The sequence below is a fragment of the Microbulbifer hainanensis genome, assembly GCF_014904735.1.
Classification (GTDB): Bacteria; Pseudomonadota; Gammaproteobacteria; order Pseudomonadales; family Cellvibrionaceae; genus Microbulbifer; species Microbulbifer hainanensis.
In genome coordinates, this window is the sequence record NZ_JACZCR010000057.1 from 81,759 (window position 1) to 99,250 (window position 17,492).

Consider the following 17,492-nt stretch of genomic DNA (forward strand, 5'->3'; position numbering starts at 1 on the left):
TACGGCAGGTCAGACAGGCGTCGATTGATGCGCCGGTGCCGGCGGTGGCACTGGAATGTGCCGATTAGCTGAGCTTACGGGAAGGAGTTACTTGGGGAGGACTGATGTAAGGGCATCATACCCAGTTGAGCTTCTGCTCCTCATCACCCTTGTCCGCGCAGGGGGTCTTCTTCGGCGGCACGTAGCCCACGCGGGACTCAGCGGGAACATGCTGATTCTCCCAGTTCGCGACTGCTTCGCCGCACAGCTGACGCTGTTCCGGAGTCAGGCTGACACCGTTGGGCCATTTACCCAGCTCAATGGCGCGCTTCAGGCTCGCGATGATTTGCGGATTGAGATTATTCAACAACTGCTCGAAAGACACGGTAGCGATACCTCGTAGTTCAGATACAAAAAAGCCGGTCGTAAGACCGGCTTTTTTGTACGGGACGCCGGTGCTTACGCCTCGGCGGCTTCTGCCGCTTCGTCCGCAACCGGACGGTCTACCAGCTCGACGTAGGCCATCGGGGCCTTATCGCCGGCACGGAAGCCGCACTTCAGGATACGGATGTAACCGCCCGGACGCGCTTCGTAACGCGGACCCAGTTCGTCGAACAGCTTGCGCACTGCATCCTTGTCGCGGATACGGGCGAAAGCCAGACGGCGGTTGGCAACACTGTCCTTCTTGGCCAGGGTAATCAGCGGCTCGGCAACGCGACGCAGCTCCTTGGCCTTCGGCAGTGTGGTTTTGATCAGTTCGTGCTCTACCAGAGAAGCGGTCATGTTCTTGAACATGGCCTTGCGGTGAGCGCTGGTACGGCTGAATTTACGGCCACTATAGCGATGACGCATGACTCAATTCCTTACGACCTTATTGCTGTCTCAGCAAGTCGTGCTGGAGCGGTGTCTCGCCAGATGTCGTGGCACCGCTCGGGTTCTTTCTTTTACGCGCGACCGGAGTCGCGCCTACCAAATGCTTACAGGGGGCTCAGCTTGCTGTCGCCTTTGAGGCTGGCCGGGGGCCAGTTCTCGAGGCGCATACCCAGGGACAGACCGCGGGAAGCCAGGACGTCCTTGATCTCGGTCAGAGACTTCTTACCCAGGTTCGGGGTCTTCAGCAGCTCTACTTCGGTGCGCTGGATCAGATCACCGATGTAGTAGATGTTTTCTGCTTTCAGACAGTTGGCCGAGCGTACGGTCAACTCCAGATCGTCTACCGGGCGCAGCAGCACCGGGTCAACTTCCGGCTCCTCAGCCTTCGGCTGGGTGTCCTTCTCGCCTTCCAGGTCCACGAATACCGCCAGCTGTTGCTGCAGGATAGTCGCGGCACGGCGAATCGCCTCTTCCGGATCCAGAGTACCATTGGTCTCCAGGTCCAGAACCAGCTTGTCCAGGTCAGTACGCTGCTCTACACGCGCAGACTCTACGCTGTAGGAAACGCGGCGCACCGGGCTGTAGGAAGCGTCCAGCTGCAGACGGCCGATTGCACGGGTCTCTTCCTCGTCCTCACGACGGGCATCGGCGGGCTGGTAGCCACGGCCGCGCGCGACGGTCAGACGCAGGCTGAGTTCCACATCGCCGGTGATATTGGCAATCACGTGATCGGGATTGACGATCTCGATATCGTGATCAACCTGGATATCTCCAGCGGTCACAGCACCCGGGCCCTTCTTGCTCAGGCTCAATACGGCCTGATCCTTGCCGTGCATCACGACGGCGATTTCTTTCAGGTTGAGCAGGATTTCGATTACATCTTCCTGCACCCCCTCAATCGCACTGTACTCGTGTTCGACACCGTCGATTTCCACTTCGGTGACGGCGCAGCCCGGCATGGAGGACAGCAGGATGCGACGCAGTGCGTTGCCCAGAGTGTGGCCGAAACCACGCTCCAGGGGCTCCAGAACCACTTTAGCGTGGTTCGGGTTGTACTCGGTGACGTCAATACGACGAGGTGTCAAAAACTCGTTGACAGCAGTCTGCATAGCCATACCTGTTTACAGTTTGTATCCCTTACTTGGAGTAGAGTTCCACGATAAGGTTTTCGTTGATCTCTGCCGGCAGATCGACGCGATCAGGAACGCGCTTGAAAGTGCCTTCCAGCTTGCTCGCGTTGACATCTACCCACTCGACATCGCCACGCTGGGCGGAGAGGGAAACGGAATTCTGGATACGCATCTGCTTCTTGGCTTTCTCGCGTATAGAAATAACATCGCCTTCTTTCACTTGGTAAGACGGGATGTTCACAGTGCTGCCGTTTACCAGAATCGCCTTGTGGGACACCAGCTGACGCGCTTCGGAACGGGTAGAACCAAAGCCCATGCGGTAAACCACATTGTCCAGACGTTTTTCCAGCAGCTGCAGCAGGTTTTCACCTGTTGCACCTTTCAGGCGCGCCGCTTCCTTATAGTAGTTGCGGAACTGCTTTTCCAGTACGCCGTAGATACGACGAACTTTCTGTTTTTCACGCAGCTGTACGCCGTAGTCAGACAGACGGCCGCGGCCGGCGCCGTGCTGACCGGGCTTGGATTCCGCGCGACATTTGGAGTCGTGCGGGCGAACGCCACTTTTCAGCTGCAGATCGGTACCTTCCCGACGGGAAAGTTTACATTTTGGTCCAATATAACGTGCCATTTTGTCAGCCCCCTCTTACACGCGACGTTTCTTGGGCGGACGACAACCATTATGCGGGATTGGCGTCACGTCGGTGATATTGGTGATCTTGTAGCCGCAGTTGTTCAGAGCGCGAACAGCAGATTCGCGACCCGGGCCGGGGCCCTTAACTTCGACATCAAGGTTTTTCAGGCCGTATTCCTGGGCGGCAGTACCTGCGCGCTCAGCGGCAACCTGGGCTGCAAACGGCGTGCTCTTACGAGAGCCGCGGAAACCGGAACCACCTGCAGTGGCCCAGCTGAGGGTATTACCCTGACGATCAGTGATCGTTACGATCGTATTGTTGAACGATGCGTGGACGTGGGCAATACCGTCGACAACGGTCTTTTTGACCTTTTTGCGAACAGTAGTTTTTGGCTTAGCCATACCTGTATCCTAAATCCTGTATCAAATCCCCCACCCGGTAAGAAGAGAGGGGCTTGTTAAACCGCGATATCGCGTCTTACTTGCGAATCGGCTTACGCGGACCCTTACGGGTGCGAGCGTTTGTCTTGGTGCGCTGGCCGCGCAGCGGCAGGCTGCGACGATGGCGCAGACCGCGGAAGCAACCCAGATCCATCAGACGTTTGATGTTCATGGACACTTCACGACGCAGATCACCTTCTACGGTCAGTTTTGCAACTTCACCGCGGATGGATTCGATCTGCTCTTCAGACAGGTCGCGGATTTTGGTGGATTCAGCGATACCAGTCGCTGCCAAAATTGATTTTGCCGTCGTGCGTCCGACCCCGAAGATGTGGGTCAGGGAGATCACGGCGTGCTTGTGGTCTGGTACATTGACACCAGCAATACGTGCCATAGAGGCATACTCCACGTATTGGGAGCCACTCATCATCAAATGAATGTGACTCAGCTTTGAATTCGGCGCTGACAGCGACTAAAAAACGGCCTGCGCCACCAAAAAGGCGCGCAAGAATAGCCTTTCAGACACTAAATTGCAATAGCCCACGCCTCCCCCAACCCAATGAGAGAGGATGTGGACGACAGTCAGCGCCCCCAATTGAAACCGACCAGTATTGACTCTTCGGTCTCAACCACTAGCCCGGGAGGGCCGGTGGCTTCGCCGATCAATGCGGGGGCCGCATTCACCGGCATGTTCTTACAAATGACGTCGCGAATCCCCTTCCTGGTGTGGACGTCATCCCGGCCATCCATGGCCGGTCGCCAATTCGCGCGTGCAGCGGAGCTGCACAGCCGCGATTCAGCCCTGCCGCTGCTTGTGACGCGGCTCGGCGCTGCAGATTACCCGCAGAACGCCCTTGCGGCGCACGATTTTGCAGTTACGGCAGATCTTTTTTACAGAAGCGCGTACTTTCATGACCTTACCTCAATTCACTCAACTTGCTGCCCGGGCCGCAATCAGCGGCGACCATAGCTTTGCAGGTTCGCCTTTTTCATCAAACCTTCGTACTGATGCGACAGCAAATGCGACTGCACCTGCGCCATGAAGTCCATCACTACGACCACAACGATCAGCAGTGAAGTACCACCCAGATAGAAGGGTACGTTCAATCCCACTACCAAGAACTGCGGCAGCAAGGACACCAACGCGATGTACACGGCGCCGACCAGGGTGAGGCGAGTCAACACGCTGTCGATATAGCGTGCCGTCTGCTCACCGGGACGGATACCGGGCACGTAGGCGCCGGATTTTTTCAGGTTATCTGCCACTTCGTTCGGGTTGAACATCAACGCCGTATAGAAGAAACAGAAGAAACCGATCAACAGCGCGAACAGGATGATGTTCAGCGGCTGTCCCGGACCCAGTTGCAGCGCCATCCACTGGAGGATCTGCGAACCGAGGCCCTCGCCACCCTGACCAAACCACTGAGCCAGTGTGGCCGGGAACAGCAGGATACTGCTGGCGAAGATAACCGGAATCACGCCTGCCATATTGACCTTCAACGGCAGGTGGCTCGACTGTGCGGCCGGGGCTGCGGAGTAGCGACCCGCCTGGCGACGCGCGTGGTTGATGGTGATACGGCGCTGGCCGCGTTCCATTACAACCACGAAATACACCACAGCAATCGCTACAAAACCGATCGCCAGCAGCAGCAGAACATGCAGCTCGCCCTGACGCGCCTGTTCAAAAGCCTGACCGATGGCACTGGGCAGACCCGCGACGATACCGGAGAAGATCAGCATGGAGATGCCGTTACCGACACCGCGCTCAGTGATCTGCTCACCCAGCCACATCATGAAGACCGCACCGGTAACCAGCGAGATCACTGCCACGAAATAGAACCCGAATGCCGGTTCCGCCGAATAGGCCAGGTTTTGACCGGCGAGACCGAAGGTCATGCCGATACCCTGGATCAGGGCCAATACTACCGTCAGATAACGGGTGTACTGGTTGATCTTGCGCCGACCGGCGTCCCCCTCTTTCTTCAACGCTTCCAGAGAGGGCGTCACCGCGCTCATCAACTGCATGATGATGGACGCGGAGATGTACGGCATGATGCCCAGCGCGAGAATACTCATACGCTGCAAGGCACCGCCGGAGAACATGTTAAACAGACCCAGGATCGTGCCCTGGTTCTGATTAAACAGGTTCGACAGCTTTTCCGGGTCAATACCGGGCACCGGAATGTGTGTACCTACGCGATAAACAATGATCGCGAGGAACAGAAAACGAAGGCGAGCCCAAAGCTCGCCTAATCCCTTGCTGTTGCCCAGGGAATTACCACCGGATCCTGGTCGTGCCATTGGGGCCTCGATTAGTCTTCTACTTTACCGCCAGCGGCTTCGATGGCCGCCTTCGCACCCTTGGTGACACCCAGACCTTTAACGTTAACCGCTTTGGTCAGCTCACCGGACAGGAATACTTTGGCGCGTTTAATGTGGCTGCCGATGATATCGGCATTCTTCAGCGCTGCCAAATCGATCACGTCAGCGTCGACCTTCGCCAGCTCCGCCAGACGCACTTCCGCGGTGTAGCGGGTAACGCGTGCAGTGAAACCGTACTTCGGCAGGCGCTTCTGCAGCGGCATCTGACCGCCTTCGAAACCCGGACGCACAGAACCGCCGGAACGGGACTTCTGGCCCTTGTGGCCGCGGCCGCCGGTTTTACCCAGACCGCTACCAATACCGCGACCAACGCGCTTGGCGCTGTGCTTGTGACCCTCTGCGGGAGACAACTCGTTCAAACGCATGTTATTCCCCCTCTACCTTAACCAGATAGTTCACTTTGTTGATCATGCCGCGCACTGAAGGAGTGTCTTCCACTTCGACAGTGTGACCGATGCGACGCAGGCCCAGACCGGCAACGCACGCCTGATGATTTTTCAGGCGTCCGGCGATGCTTTTGATCTGGGTCACTTTAATGGTCTTCTTAGCCATGGTCTTAACCCACTAATAACCTTGTGTCCGAACCGCTATCAGTTCAGGATTTCTTCAACTGACTTACCGCGTTTCGCAGCAACATCTTCCGGGCTGGACATGCTAGCCAGCGCACTGAAGGTAGCGCGAACGACGTTCACCGGGTTGGTGGAGCCGTAGCACTTAGCCAGTACGTTGTGTACGCCAGCCATTTCCAGGACGGAGCGCATCGCACCGCCGGCGATTACGCCGGTACCCTGGGAAGCGGGCTGCATGTAAACCTTGGAACCGCCGTGGCGACCGTTGGTAGCGTACTGAATGGTGTCACCGTTCAGATCTACCTGGATCATGTTGCGACGCGCAGCTTCCATTGCCTTTTGGATGGCAACCGGTACTTCGCGAGCCTTGCCGCGGCCGAAGCCGACGCGGCCATTGCCGTCGCCCACTACAGTCAGTGCGGTAAAGGCGAAGATACGACCGCCTTTAACAGTCTTGGCAACGCGATTGACCTGGACCAGCTTCTCCTGCAGGCCTTCGTCGTTGCTTTTGTCTTTCTCTCTAGCCATAACTCAACCCTTAGAATTTCAGACCGGCTTCGCGGGCAGCGTCAGCCAGAGCCTTGATGCGGCCGTGGTATTTGAAACCGCTGCGATCGAAGGCAACTTGTTCAACGCCGGCAGCCTTGGCGCGCTCGGCGATGAGGGTGCCAACCGCAGTAGCGGCGTCGACGTTACCGGTTTTACCTGCGCGCAGGTCCTTGTCCAGGGTAGAGGCGGAAGCCAGTACCTTGTTGCCTTCGGCAGACAGGATCTGTGCGTAAATGTGACGCGGCGTGCGGTTCACGGTCAGGCGAACAGCGCCCAGCTCGCGGATCTTGGCGCGGGCACGACGTGCACGACGCAAGCGAGATTGCTTCTTAACGTTCATTTCTATGCCCTACCTACTTCTTCTTGGCCTCTTTGCGATACACGCGCTCGTCGGCGTAACGGACACCCTTACCTTTGTAGGGCTCCGGCGGACGGAATGCGCGGATCTCGGCGGCCACTTGGCCCAGCAGCTGTTTGTTGCTGCTCTTCAGTACGATTTCAGTTTGGCTCGGGGTTTCGGCGGTTACGCCCTCCGGCAACTGATAATCGATCGGGTGGGAGAAGCCCAGAGTCAGGTTTACGGTCTTACCGGACGCTTTCGCGCGGTAACCAACACCCAACAGCTGCAGTTTCTTCTCGAAACCCTGGCTCACGCCAACAACCATGTTGTTGACCAGAGCGCGAGTGGTGCCAGACAGGGCTTTTGCCTGCTTGGAACCATTGCGGGCTACGAAAGTCAACTTGCCTTCAGCTTCGGCTACTTCCACGTCGCCGTGGATAACCATGCTGAGGTTGCCATTGCCACCCTTAACGGCGATGTCCTGACCCTTCAGGTCAACAGTTACGCCGGCGGGGATACTAACTGGATCATTTGCTACTCGAGACATACTAACCCCCGCTTAGAATACGGTGCAGAGCACTTCGCCACCGACACCGGCCTGACGCGCAGCGCGATCAGTCATCACACCCTGAGAGGTGGAAACGATCGCGATACCCAGACCACCGCGTACGGTCGGCAGAGCTTTCTTACCAGTGTAAGCGCGCAGACCCGGACGGGATACGCGAGCCAGTTCGGCGATGACCGGTTTGCCCTGGAAGTACTTCAGGGAAATGGTCAGCTCCGGCTTGGCGTCTTCACTTACGGCGTAATCAATAACGTAACCTTCGTCTTTCAGGACCTTGGCTACAGCTACTTTCAGTTTGGATGAAGGCAGAGTGACTTCCGCTTTTCCGCGCCCCAGGGCGTTGCGGATGCGAGTCAGCATATCTGCCAACGGATCTTGCATACTCATTTGTTACGACTCCTCAAGTCTGCCTTTTACCAGCTGGATTTAACCAGGCCGGGAACATCACCACGCATGGCTGCTTCGCGCAGTTTGTTACGGCACAGGCCGAACTTGCGGTAGACAGCGTGGGGGCGACCAGTGATACGACAGCGGCGTTGCTGACGTACCGGGCTTGCATCGCGCGGCAGTTTCTGCAGCTTGAGTTGAGCCTCCCACTGCTCTTCTTCAGAAGCAGTGGTACTGGCGATGATCGCCTTCAGCTCTTGACGCTTCGTGGCGTACTTAGCTGCGGTTCGAGCGCGCTTGTTCTCACGCGCAATCATGGATTTCTTCGCCATGGAATCCTCTTAACCCTTGAAAGGGAAGTTAAACGCTTTCAGCAGTGCACGACCTTGGTCGTCGTTAGCTGCTGTAGTTGTGATACAAATATCCAGACCGCGGAGCTTGTCTACTTTGTCGTAGTCCACTTCCGGGAAGATGATTTGTTCGGTCACACCCATAGAGAAGTTACCGCGGCCGTCGAACTGCTTCGGGCTAATGCCACGGAAGTCGCGGATACGCGGGATCGCGATGTCAACCAGACGCTCCAGGAACTCGTACATACGCTCACCGCGCAGAGTTACCTTGCAGCCGATTGGCCAACCATCACGGATCTTAAAGCCCGCAATTGACTTGCGCGCATTGGTCACGATGGGTTTTTGACCAGTAATTGCCGTCATGTCACTGACAGCGTGATCCAGTACCTTCTTGTCACCAACAGCTTCGCCGACACCCATGTTGACGGTGATCTTGGTGATGCGCGGCACGGACATCACATTGTCGAGCCCCAGCTCTTCTTTCAGCTTGGGCGCGAGTTCTTTGCTGTAGAGCTCTTTAAGCCTTGCCATGATATCTACCTGATCTACTTAAGCGTCAACGGCTTCGCCGCTGGATTTGAAGACGCGAATCTTAGTGCCGTCTTCCAGTACTTTGAAGCCCACACGGTCAGCTTTCTGGGTTGACGGATTGAAAATCGCCACGTTGGAGCCCTGAATAGCGGCCTCCTTCTCAACGATTCCACCGGCAACGCCCAGCTGCGGGTTCGGCTTCTGGTGTTTCTTGATCATCTGAATGCCAGATACGATCAAACGGCCATCGTTCAGCACCTTGCGTACGGTGCCGCGCTTGCCCTTGTCGCGACCGGCGATAACGATCACTTCGTCGTCACGCTTGATCTTGCGCATAACTTTATATTCTCCGCTTTGGGCTTAGATAACTTCCGGTGCCAGCGAGATGATCTTCATGAACTTCTCACCGCGCAGCTCGCGAGTTACCGGGCCAAAAATACGGGTGCCAACCGGCGCATGTTGCTGGTTCAGCAGTACCGCTGCGTTATCGTCAAATTTGATCAGGGAGCCGTCTGGGCGACGCACACCTTTCTTGGTGCGAACCACAACAGCGTTCATCACCTGACCTTTCTTCACTTTACCGCGGGGAATGGCTTCCTTAACGGTCACCTTGATAATGTCGCCCACGCCAGCATAACGACGATGGGAGCCGCCCAGCACCTTGATGCACATGACGCGACGAGCCCCACTGTTGTCAGCTACTTCTAAGTAGGATTCCGCTTGAATCATCGTCTCTCTCCGAAACTCTTCAATGCGCTAGGGGTTAAACCTTCGCCGCACGCTCTACAATTTTCTGCAAAGCCCAGGACTTGCTCTTGGACAGCGGACGAGATTCTTCGATGGTTACAACATCACCGATGCTGCAATCATTGTTTTCGTCATGTGCCTTGAGCTTGGTGGACTTGCTCACAATTTTGCCGTAGATCGGGTGCTTAACACGGCGCTCGATCAAAACGGTGATGGTTTTATCCATCTTGTCACTCACGACCTTACCGGTCAGAGTCCGCTTCAGTTGTGCTTCAGCCATGATTAGTTACCTGCCTTCTCGGTCAACACAGTCTTAATGCGAGCAATGTCGCGACGAGCCTGCTTCAGCAGATGGGTCTGAGTCAGCTGACCTGTGGACTTTTGCATGCGAAGCTTAAACTGAGCCTCGAGTTGGTTCAGCAATTCCTGGTTCAACTCTTCAACTGACTTTTCGCGTAGATCTGCAGTCTTCATTACATCACCGAACGCTTAACGAAAGTTGTCTTTACAGGCAGCTTGGCTGCGGCGAGCTCGAAAGCCTCGCGAGCCAGATCTTCGGAAACGCCTTCCATCTCGTAGAGGACTTTTCCGGGTGTGATCTGAGCCACCCAGTATTCAACGCCACCTTTACCTTTACCCATCCGTACTTCGAGGGGCTTGTTGGTAATGGGCTTGTCCGGAAACACGCGAATCCAGATCTTACCGCCACGCTTTACGTGACGAGTCATTGCGCGACGAGCCGCTTCGATCTGGCGCGCAGTAATGCGCCCACGACCGATGGCCTTCAGGCCGAACTCGCCAAAGCTCACTTTGGAGCCGCGCTGAGAAAGACCACGGTTGCGACCTTTCTGTACCTTGCGGAATTTTGTACGCTTTGGTTGCAGCATTTGCGTACCCCTTATTTAGCAGCTTTTTTACGGCTCTTCGTTGGCTTCTCATCGGGGATTTCGTCACCGATAACTTCGCCTTTGAAGATCCAAACTTTGACACCGATGATGCCGTAAGTCGTGCTGGCTTCAGCAGTGGCATAATCGATATTTGCACGCAGGGTATGCAGGGGCACACGACCTTCGCGGTACCACTCGGTACGGGCGATTTCCGCACCACCGAGACGACCACTTACCTGGATCTTGATGCCTTCGGCACCCTGACGCATGGCGTTCTGTACCGCACGCTTCATGGCGCGACGGAACATTACACGACGCTCGAGCTGCTGGGCTACGTTCTGGCCTACCAGAGCGGCATCCAGATCCGGCTTGCGCACTTCTTCAATGTCGATGTGCACCGGAACGCCCATCTGCGCACTGACTTCATTGCGCAGACGCTCAACGTCTTCACCTTTCTTACCGATCACGATACCCGGGCGGGCGGTGTGGATAGTCACACGCGCGGTATTCGCCGGACGCTCGATCTCGATGCGGCTCACGGAAGCGTGAGCCAGTTTTTTGCGAATGTATTCGCGAACCTTCAGATCCGTGTACAGCTTGTCTGCGTACTCGTCGCTGCCGGCATACCAAACAGAGGTATGCTTTTTAACGATACCCAGACGAATGCCGGTAGGATTTACTTTTTGTCCCATGGTTTTCTCGCCTGCTCTCTTATTTCTCGGCCACTTTCACAGTGATGTGACAAGTACGCTTAAGAATCCGATCAGCACGACCTTTTGCACGCGGCTTAATGCGCTTCATGGTCATACCTTCATCCACGAAAATTGTGGAAACTTTCAGCTCGTCAACGTCGGCACCTTCGTTGTGCTCGGCGTTGGCAATGGCCGACTCCAGAACTTTCTTGACGATCGCCGCGCCCTTCTTCTGGCTGAAAGCCAGGATATCCAGGGCTTCCTCGACACCTTTGCCGCGAACCTGATCAGCTACCAGTCGCGCCTTTTGCGCCGACAGACGAGCGCCGCGTAATTTTGCTGCTACTTCCATCGTAATAACCTCGGCTTAGCGCTTCTTCGCTTTCTTGTCCGCAGCATGGCCGCGGTAAGTGCGGGTAGCGGCGAACTCGCCCAGTTTATGGCCAACCATTTCTTCGTTAACCAGGACGGGCACGTGTTGACGACCGTTGTGCACGGCAATCGTCAGTCCAACCATTTCCGGCATAATCATGGAACGGCGGGACCAGGTTTTAATCGGTCGACGATCATTGGCTGCGATCGCCGCCTCCACCTTCTTGATCAGGTGCAGATCAATAAAGGGACCTTTCTTTAATGAGCGTGGCACTGTCGATTCCTCTCTAGCTGCTCAGACGACGCGCGGCTTACTTGCCGCGACGACGTACAATCATCTTATCGGTGCGCTTGTTCTTGCGCGTTTTCTTACCCTTGGTAGGTACGCCCCACGGAGTTACCGGGTGACGGCCACCAGAGGTACGACCTTCACCACCACCATGCGGGTGATCTACCGGGTTCATCGCCACACCGCGAACGGTCGGGCGAACACCGCGCCAGCGTTTAGCACCGGCTTTACCCAGCTTGCGCAGGCTGTGCTCAGAGTTGCTCACTTCACCCAGGGTGGCGCGGCACTCGGACAAAACCTTACGCATTTCACCGGAGCGCAGGCGAATGGTCGCATATTGACCTTCGCGAGCCACCAGCTGTACAGAGGCACCGGCAGAGCGAGCCAGCTGGGCGCCTTTGCCCGGCTTCAGCTCGATACCGTGGATCACGGCACCAACCGGAATGTTACGCAGCGGCAGGGTGTTACCCACGCTGATCGGCGCAGCATCACCGGACTGTACGGTTGCACCGGCTTTCAGGCCTTTCGGTGCAATGATGTAGCGACGCTCGCCGTCTGCGTAGCAGACCAGGGCGATGTGCGCGCTGCGGTTCGGATCGTACTCCAGACGCTCAACCTTGGCCGGAATACCGTCCTTGTTGCGCTTGAAGTCGACAACACGGTAGTGCTGCTTGTGACCACCACCGATATGACGGGTAGTGATACGACCAGCGTTGTTACGACCACCGCTTTTGCTTTTGCTCTCTACCAGAGGCGCGTAAGGCGCACCCTTGTGCAGGTCGGGGTTAACAACCTTGACCAGGTGGCGACGGCCGGCAGAGGTCGGTTTACTCTTTACAATCGGCATTGCAACTTTCCCCTTTACTCAGCAGCTTCAAAATTGATGTCGCTGCCTTCGGCCAGGCGAACGTAGGCTTTTTTCCAGTCGTTGCGCTGGCCCATGCCATAACGCGTACGCTTGGTTTTGCCCTTTACGTTCACGGTGCGAATCTGCTCAACAGAAACGTTGAACAGCTTTTCTACCGCGGCCTTGATATCGGCTTTAGTGGCGTCGGTGGTGACCTTGAAAACCACCTGATTGGCGGCATCCGCCAACACAGCAGCCTTTTCGGAAATTACCGGGCCCAGCAGTACTTTGTAGAGTCGCTCTTGGTTCATCCCAGCACCTCTTCAATTTTCTTGAGAGCAGAAACGGTAACCACGACCTTGTCAAAGCGAATCAGGCTTACCGGATCGATACCCTGCACGTCGCGTACATCGATCTTGTGCAGGTTGCGCGCGGCCAGGTAGAGGTTTTCGCTCACCTCTTCGGTCACGATCAGTGCATCCGCCAGATCGAACTGAGCCAGCTTGCTCACCAGCTGCTTGGTCTTGGGCGCGTCCACATCAAAGGACTCGACCACCACCAGACGCTCCTGACGGGCCAGCTCGGACAGGATGCAGCGCAGAGCAGCGCGGTACATCTTCTTGTTCAGCTTGACGCTGTGATCACGCGGCTCAGCCGCGAAAGTTACGCCACCAGTGCGCCACAGCGGGCTGCGAATGGTACCGGCACGTGCGCGACCAGTACCCTTCTGACGCCAGGGCTTCTTACCACCACCGGAAACGTCAGCGCGATTCTTCTGCGCCTTGGTACCCTGACGGGAGCCGGCCATGTAGGCCACAACCGCCTGGTGCACCAGGTCTTGATTGAATTCACGTCCGAAAGTCACTTCAGAGACAGCTACAGTGCCTTTAGCGCCTTCGGGAGTAGCGATATTCAGTTCCATATCTATTTCCCCCAGACTTAGGCTTTAACTGCCGGACGAACGATCACATCACCGCCGGGCGCGCCGGGAACGGCACCTTTAACCAGCAGCAAATTGCGTTCGGCGTCGACACGAACCACTTCCAGGTTCTGCACGGTTACACGCTCGGCACCCATGTGACCGGCCATCTTCTTGCCTTTCCACACTCGACCAGGAGTCTGGCACTGACCGATAGAACCGGGAGCGCGGTGAGACAGGGAGTTACCGTGAGTAGCGTCCTGGGTACGGAAGTTCCAGCGCTTAACGCCGCCCTGAAAACCCTTACCTTTGGAAGTGCCGGTTACGTCGATCTTCTGACCAGCTTCAAAGCCGGAGACAGTGATTTCGGAACCGATTTCGAAAGCCTCATCAGAACCGTCAGTACGCAGTTCGAAGAGACGAGTGCCGGCCTCAGTATTGGCCTTGGCGAAGTGGCCCGCTTGGGGCTTGGAGACACGGGAAGCCTTACGGTTACCAACAGTTATCTGAACTGCTGTGTAGCCATCAGTTTCCACAGTTTTCACCTGGGTGACGCGATTCGGAGCTACCTCAATAACGGTAACCGGAATGGACGCGCCATCTTCAGTGAAGATGCGAGTCATGCCGCTCTTGCGGCCGACAATACCTATAGTCATCGTTTCAACCTCTCAGTGCACGGGGCTTTAACCCACTGCGGCCGCCCAGTTTCAGAGCGTTACACTACCCGGACCGTTTTCGCCCGGGATTCGGTAGTTAATTTAAAGTGTTAGCCGAGACTGATCTGAACTTCCACACCAGCCGCCAGATCGAGCTTCATCAGCGCGTCAACGGTTTTTTCGGTGGGCTCAACAATGTCCAGCAAACGCTTGTGGGTACGGATCTCGTACTGGTCGCGCGCGTCTTTGTTGACGTGCGGAGAAATCAGCACGGTGTACTTCTCTTTGCGAGTCGGCAGCGGAATGGGACCGCGAACCTGCGCACCAGTGCGCTTGGCCGTCTCAACAATCTCCTGGGTAGACGTATCGATCAGTTTGTGATCAAACGCCTTCAGGCGAATTCGGATGCGTTGACCCTGCATGGAATCAAACTCCAACTAATAAGACTAAAGAACGTCCTTTTACACAGCCCCGAGGGCGGGCGAAAAGGAGCGCGAATTCTACGGGCGGCGGAGGAAGCTGTCAACCGGCTTATCCCCTTAGTTTTCAGGGGGTGACCAGCGGCGCAAATTTGCTCTTTTGCAAACTACAATTGGGTATCGGCAGCCTAACGAGGGTGATGACATGACCATTGCAGCAAGAGTGAGTCAGTATTTGCATGACCAGTCGGTCGACTACCAGTTGATCCAGCATCCACACAGCCATACAAGCCGGGAGAGCGCCCACAAAGCGAATGTGCGCGAAGACCAGGTGGCCAAGGCCATACTGCTGAAAGACGATGAGGGCTATGTAATGGCGGTGATTCCAGCTAGCAGCAGCTTGGATTTACGTGCTGTGCACGATGAAACGGGCCGAAACCACCTGGAAATGGTGCCAGAGAGCGAACTGGGCGGCCTCTTTCCCGACTGCGAACTGGGCGCCCTGCCCCCCCTTGGGCAGGCCTATGGCATCACCACACTGCTGGACAGCAGCCTGAGCCACTGCGATACCGTCTACTTCGAGGCCGGAGACCACGAGGAGCTGGTGGAAATTGCCGGATCGCGCTTCACGCGCCTGTTTTCCGGCAGTCGTAGCTGCGACCTGAGCAAAGACTGGCCATAAATCAATAGCTTAAGGGAATGAACAGGGCGCTCCAGGGACTGGAGCCTCACCAGAGAGCGTTAAACCGACACCAAAACGCCAGTGCCGAAAAGGGTGATTAGCGCCACGAAACTGGCTGGTCTATACTCGCTGACAGTCCGCAATAATAATCTGAGAGCACCCCCGCGGGGATACAAGGTGGACCAATATGGCCTACAAGCCGTCAGACAATGAAAACTTCGACAACCTGTTGATGCTGCTCGCCCTGCTGGCAACCGCCGCCATGGTGTTTGCCTTGTTCTGTGGTTTCTTTTGGCTCTACGACAATCTCCAGCAGATCAATGCCACGGCCGCCAAACTGGTGCAGGCCCATCCCGTCGCCGCGCCGGCCGCAGCACTGACATGCTTATGCATGGCACCCGCTACCTTTTTTATGCTGTTTGCACTCCAGCACCGCCGCGACGACCACGGGGCGCCTGAAATTCTGGCGGAGCCCGAAAACCTCTCCTGAACCGCCTCCCCCACCGGTCATCAATAGCGGTAGCTGAAACGGGCATAGAAGGCCCGATCGTCCTGCTCAGGTAGCGCCACTTTCAATGCCTCGGCCAGACTCATATTCAGCGCCCAGCGCCGCCCCGAAAGATTCAGCCCCAACCCCGCCGCCGCGAGCGTTTCCTGTGGGTTCAGGGACTTGACGTCACCGTAATCATAAAATGCAAAGAGATCGAAGGCCGTATTCAACCAATGCCAGCGGTCATAATGCAGCTCCAGCTGTCCATACCAGCCGCGATCGCCGCTGATTTCGCTGGATCCGTAGCCGCGCACACTGGTCGGCCCGCCGAGCGCAAATGACAGAGAGCCGGGCAGGTTTTCGCCATCGGCGTATTGCCACTCGGCCTGTGCCAAACCATAGAAGCCGCTATCGCGATAGCGGTAATAGCCCGATAGACCGCCGTTGTACAACACTTCACTGGCGCGCTGTTGCGCACTGCCCTCATCGGACTTGTCGTCAAAGTCCGTCACCAGAGCCATCTGCCGCCCCGATACCTGCCACTGGCTGCCAATCCAGTTTAAGCTGGCGCCCACTTGTATCTGCTGTATTGCGTCATCACTGATAGTCACACCGGCAACTTCCGTTGCGGAGCGGGTGTAACTGGCACCGCCGATCAGAGACGCCCACAACCGCTCGCCGGACCAGGCCAGCCAGCTACTTTCCAGACCAAGTCGATAGGAATCCCCCTGCACATCGGAGATCACGAAATCCCCAGCGGTCAGATCTGTGCGGGTCATTGAACCGCTGCCGCCAACCCGCCAGCGGCTCGCGCTGATGGGCGTGTTATAGCTCATGCTCAGGGATTGGGTGCCCTCGCTGGCAGCGAGGTACGCGATAGACCTGTCGCCATCGCTCAGCAGATGCTGACGTCGATACATAAAGCCGAGCTCTTCGGCACCGGAGCTTTCAAATCCGTAGTTGTCGGCAAACGCCTGGAAGTAACCCCGCTCCGGCTCAGCGACAGTAACCACAATATCCGTGAGCCCGAAGGATTCACCGCGGCGCAGTTCCGCCTTGAGCCTCTCGTCGTTAATACGGTTGAACTCCAGGATATCCGCCTCCAGCGCCGGCAGATCGACAGTTTCCAGCCCCTGGTGATTGGCCATCCAGCGGCCGAGATATTCGTCCGAGGTATATTCGTTGCCCTCAAAACGGATCTCTCCGAGCTTGCCTTCGATCAGGCGCACCACCACCACACCGTCTTTGATCTCCTGCTGCGGCAACACCGCCACCGCGGTGTAGACCTGCATTTCCCGGTAGTGGCGGTTCACACCTTCGACAATCTTCAGCAGATCACTGTGCGACACCTGCTTGCCGAGATAGGGAGCGACAATTTCCCGCAACACTTCCCGGGTCAAAAGCTCGGAACGACTGAAGCGCACGCTGCGCAGTTCGAACGTGGGGCCGTCCAGTGCCGCCGGGTCGCCGGTCACTTGAACCTCTTCGAGCACTGACTCCCCCCGGGCCGCATTGCGCTGCTCCAAGCGCTCGGCGCGGCGGCGCTGTTCGCGCTCTGCGGCGCCCGGATCGAGCCGCGGCAGCTCTTTAACGAGATCCGGTGGCAGCGGCTGCTCCAGCTGAGCTGCAGCAGTGAGCGGGAAAGCTAGCGACAGGCCGCACACCGCTGCCGCGCCAACTACACCGATGCGCCCACGCAGCGCCCCCCCAAAAACATTCATAGCCAATTGATTCACCTATACCGGGGCGCGAAATACTGCGCCCT

The 17,492-nt window shown here is 56.8% G+C and carries 32 protein-coding genes; 2 read left to right on the forward strand and 30 right to left on the reverse strand.

Going from position 1 to position 17,492, the window contains the following annotated elements; genetic code table 11:
- Positions 1-115 precede the first annotated feature (115 nt).
- The 29 genes from IG168_RS19975 to rpsJ form a co-directional block, all read right to left on the reverse strand.
- On the reverse strand, positions 116-364 hold the full coding sequence (locus IG168_RS19975; protein ID WP_193166376.1) for a YeaC family protein: 249 nt from the start codon (positions 362-364) through the stop codon (positions 116-118).
- Positions 365-438: 74 nt separating this feature from the next.
- Positions 439-831 (reverse strand): 50S ribosomal protein L17, encoded by a 393-nt coding sequence (gene rplQ / locus IG168_RS19980; protein WP_193166377.1) that lies wholly within the window; start codon positions 829-831, stop codon positions 439-441.
- 125 nt (positions 832-956) lie between these two features.
- Positions 957-1,961 carry a DNA-directed RNA polymerase subunit alpha gene (locus IG168_RS19985; RefSeq protein WP_193166378.1) on the reverse strand — a complete coding sequence of 335 codons (1,005 nt, stop codon included), beginning with the start codon at positions 1,959-1,961 and terminating at the stop codon, positions 957-959.
- Between the two features lie 28 nt (positions 1,962-1,989).
- Entirely contained in the window at positions 1,990-2,610 is a 621-nt protein-coding gene (rpsD, locus tag IG168_RS19990; protein WP_193166379.1) for a 30S ribosomal protein S4, read from the reverse strand.
- A 15-nt stretch (positions 2,611-2,625) separates the two neighbouring features.
- Positions 2,626-3,015: a 30S ribosomal protein S11 gene (gene rpsK / locus IG168_RS19995; RefSeq protein WP_193166380.1), complete on the reverse strand. Its 390-nt coding sequence runs from the start codon at positions 3,013-3,015 to the stop codon at positions 2,626-2,628.
- A 76-nt stretch (positions 3,016-3,091) separates the two neighbouring features.
- Positions 3,092-3,448, reverse strand: a complete 357-nt coding sequence (gene rpsM / locus IG168_RS20000) for a 30S ribosomal protein S13 (protein WP_193166381.1) — start codon at positions 3,446-3,448, stop codon at positions 3,092-3,094.
- A 402-nt stretch (positions 3,449-3,850) separates the two neighbouring features.
- Positions 3,851-3,967 (reverse strand): 50S ribosomal protein L36, encoded by a 117-nt coding sequence (rpmJ, locus tag IG168_RS20005; protein WP_010133825.1) that lies wholly within the window; start codon positions 3,965-3,967, stop codon positions 3,851-3,853.
- A gap of 41 nt (positions 3,968-4,008) precedes the next feature.
- Complete coding sequence (secY, locus tag IG168_RS20010; protein ID WP_193166382.1) at positions 4,009-5,355, reverse strand: preprotein translocase subunit SecY; 1,347 nt, start codon at positions 5,353-5,355, stop codon at positions 4,009-4,011.
- An 11-nt stretch (positions 5,356-5,366) separates the two neighbouring features.
- Positions 5,367-5,801, reverse strand: a complete 435-nt coding sequence (gene rplO, locus IG168_RS20015; protein WP_193166383.1) for a 50S ribosomal protein L15 — start codon at positions 5,799-5,801, stop codon at positions 5,367-5,369.
- Between the two features lies 1 nt (position 5,802).
- Positions 5,803-5,988, reverse strand: coding sequence for a 50S ribosomal protein L30 (gene rpmD, locus IG168_RS20020; protein WP_193166384.1), 186 nt, complete (start codon positions 5,986-5,988; stop codon positions 5,803-5,805).
- A gap of 38 nt (positions 5,989-6,026) precedes the next feature.
- On the reverse strand, positions 6,027-6,533 hold the full coding sequence (rpsE, locus tag IG168_RS20025) for a 30S ribosomal protein S5 (RefSeq protein ID WP_193166385.1): 507 nt from the start codon (positions 6,531-6,533) through the stop codon (positions 6,027-6,029).
- 10 nt (positions 6,534-6,543) lie between these two features.
- Positions 6,544-6,894, reverse strand: a complete 351-nt coding sequence (gene rplR, locus IG168_RS20030; protein WP_193166386.1) for a 50S ribosomal protein L18 — start codon at positions 6,892-6,894, stop codon at positions 6,544-6,546.
- 13 nt (positions 6,895-6,907) lie between these two features.
- Positions 6,908-7,441 carry a 50S ribosomal protein L6 gene (rplF, locus tag IG168_RS20035; RefSeq protein WP_193166387.1) on the reverse strand — a complete coding sequence of 178 codons (534 nt, stop codon included), beginning with the start codon at positions 7,439-7,441 and terminating at the stop codon, positions 6,908-6,910.
- Between the two features lie 12 nt (positions 7,442-7,453).
- Entirely contained in the window at positions 7,454-7,846 is a 393-nt protein-coding gene (rpsH, locus tag IG168_RS20040; RefSeq protein WP_193166388.1) for a 30S ribosomal protein S8, read from the reverse strand.
- A gap of 26 nt (positions 7,847-7,872) precedes the next feature.
- Positions 7,873-8,178, reverse strand: coding sequence for a 30S ribosomal protein S14 (gene rpsN, locus IG168_RS20045; protein ID WP_193166389.1), 306 nt, complete (start codon positions 8,176-8,178; stop codon positions 7,873-7,875).
- Positions 8,179-8,187: 9 nt separating this feature from the next.
- Positions 8,188-8,727, reverse strand: a complete 540-nt coding sequence (gene rplE, locus IG168_RS20050) for a 50S ribosomal protein L5 (RefSeq protein WP_193166390.1) — start codon at positions 8,725-8,727, stop codon at positions 8,188-8,190.
- Between the two features lie 18 nt (positions 8,728-8,745).
- Entirely contained in the window at positions 8,746-9,063 is a 318-nt protein-coding gene (rplX, locus tag IG168_RS20055; RefSeq protein ID WP_193166391.1) for a 50S ribosomal protein L24, read from the reverse strand.
- A gap of 24 nt (positions 9,064-9,087) precedes the next feature.
- Positions 9,088-9,456: a 50S ribosomal protein L14 gene (gene rplN, locus IG168_RS20060; protein WP_078084425.1), complete on the reverse strand. Its 369-nt coding sequence runs from the start codon at positions 9,454-9,456 to the stop codon at positions 9,088-9,090.
- 34 nt (positions 9,457-9,490) lie between these two features.
- Positions 9,491-9,754 carry a 30S ribosomal protein S17 gene (rpsQ, locus tag IG168_RS20065; RefSeq protein ID WP_193166392.1) on the reverse strand — a complete coding sequence of 88 codons (264 nt, stop codon included), beginning with the start codon at positions 9,752-9,754 and terminating at the stop codon, positions 9,491-9,493.
- 2 nt (positions 9,755-9,756) lie between these two features.
- Positions 9,757-9,948, reverse strand: a complete 192-nt coding sequence (gene rpmC, locus IG168_RS20070; RefSeq protein WP_193166393.1) for a 50S ribosomal protein L29 — start codon at positions 9,946-9,948, stop codon at positions 9,757-9,759.
- Positions 9,948-10,361 (reverse strand): 50S ribosomal protein L16, encoded by a 414-nt coding sequence (gene rplP, locus IG168_RS20075; protein ID WP_193166394.1) that lies wholly within the window; start codon positions 10,359-10,361, stop codon positions 9,948-9,950. The genes rpmC and rplP overlap by 1 nt, the downstream gene beginning before the upstream one ends.
- An 11-nt stretch (positions 10,362-10,372) precedes the next feature.
- Positions 10,373-11,053: a 30S ribosomal protein S3 gene (gene rpsC, locus IG168_RS20080; protein WP_193166395.1), complete on the reverse strand. Its 681-nt coding sequence runs from the start codon at positions 11,051-11,053 to the stop codon at positions 10,373-10,375.
- 19 nt (positions 11,054-11,072) lie between these two features.
- The gene (gene rplV, locus IG168_RS20085; protein ID WP_193166396.1) at positions 11,073-11,405 is read right to left on the reverse strand and encodes a 50S ribosomal protein L22; all 333 of its coding nucleotides are present in this window, start codon (positions 11,403-11,405) and stop codon (positions 11,073-11,075) included.
- Between the two features lie 15 nt (positions 11,406-11,420).
- Complete coding sequence (gene rpsS, locus IG168_RS20090) at positions 11,421-11,699, reverse strand: 30S ribosomal protein S19 (RefSeq protein WP_069946924.1); 279 nt, start codon at positions 11,697-11,699, stop codon at positions 11,421-11,423.
- A 37-nt stretch (positions 11,700-11,736) separates the two neighbouring features.
- Positions 11,737-12,561: a 50S ribosomal protein L2 gene (gene rplB, locus IG168_RS20095; protein ID WP_193166397.1), complete on the reverse strand. Its 825-nt coding sequence runs from the start codon at positions 12,559-12,561 to the stop codon at positions 11,737-11,739.
- A 14-nt stretch (positions 12,562-12,575) separates the two neighbouring features.
- Positions 12,576-12,872, reverse strand: coding sequence for a 50S ribosomal protein L23 (gene rplW, locus IG168_RS20100; RefSeq protein WP_193166398.1), 297 nt, complete (start codon positions 12,870-12,872; stop codon positions 12,576-12,578).
- A complete protein-coding gene (rplD, locus tag IG168_RS20105; protein WP_193166399.1) occupies positions 12,869-13,483 on the reverse strand; it encodes a 50S ribosomal protein L4 in 615 nt (204 codons plus the stop codon). The genes rplW and rplD overlap by 4 nt, the downstream gene beginning before the upstream one ends.
- A gap of 17 nt (positions 13,484-13,500) precedes the next feature.
- Positions 13,501-14,136, reverse strand: a complete 636-nt coding sequence (gene rplC, locus IG168_RS20110) for a 50S ribosomal protein L3 (protein WP_193166400.1) — start codon at positions 14,134-14,136, stop codon at positions 13,501-13,503.
- A gap of 110 nt (positions 14,137-14,246) precedes the next feature.
- Complete coding sequence (rpsJ, locus tag IG168_RS20115) at positions 14,247-14,558, reverse strand: 30S ribosomal protein S10 (RefSeq protein ID WP_066967210.1); 312 nt, start codon at positions 14,556-14,558, stop codon at positions 14,247-14,249.
- 220 nt (positions 14,559-14,778) lie between these two features.
- On the opposite strand from rpsJ, the gene IG168_RS20120 reads away from it, so the two are divergent.
- Both IG168_RS20120 and IG168_RS20125 read left to right on the forward strand, forming a co-directional pair.
- Positions 14,779-15,237, forward strand: coding sequence for an aminoacyl-tRNA deacylase (locus IG168_RS20120; protein WP_319024768.1), 459 nt, complete (start codon positions 14,779-14,781; stop codon positions 15,235-15,237).
- A gap of 187 nt (positions 15,238-15,424) precedes the next feature.
- A complete protein-coding gene (locus tag IG168_RS20125) occupies positions 15,425-15,727 on the forward strand; it encodes a hypothetical protein (protein ID WP_193166402.1) in 303 nt (100 codons plus the stop codon).
- A 20-nt stretch (positions 15,728-15,747) separates the two neighbouring features.
- On the opposite strand, the gene IG168_RS20130 is transcribed toward IG168_RS20125, so the two are convergent.
- A complete protein-coding gene (locus tag IG168_RS20130; protein WP_193166403.1) occupies positions 15,748-17,448 on the reverse strand; it encodes a ShlB/FhaC/HecB family hemolysin secretion/activation protein in 1,701 nt (566 codons plus the stop codon).
- Positions 17,449-17,492 lie beyond the last annotated feature (44 nt).